Here is a 252-nt window from a genome sequence, read left to right as displayed (position 1 = left end):
GTGTATCCTGTTGCTTTTTTAATTGAGTAAGCTCGGCAGAGCAAGAAGGATAGGTTAATCCTTTTCCTGTCTCTTTATAGGTGTCATTCCAGAGAGCAAGAAAATGGTTAAATACAAAGCGACTGCACCCAATGGTTTTAGCAATTAATATTTCTTGTACCTTATTTGGATAGATACGAAATTTATATGCCTTATTTACTAACATGGGTTGCACCTCACTTTTTTCGTAGGATACCTACAGTATACTAAAAA

Annotated in this window: 1 protein-coding gene; it reads right to left on the bottom strand. The window is 35.3% G+C overall.

Annotation, left to right across the window (positions count from 1 at the left end; genetic code table 11):
• Positions 1 to 205: helix-turn-helix domain-containing protein (locus tag AC1M36_RS28665; protein WP_479846535.1), on the bottom strand; the 205-nt coding region annotated here is incomplete at its 3' end.
• Positions 206 to 252: the final 47 nt, after the last annotated feature.

The organism is Bacillus sp. Medicinal_06 (assembly GCF_056711665.1).
This window is presented reverse-complemented; position numbering and strand designations above follow the sequence as displayed.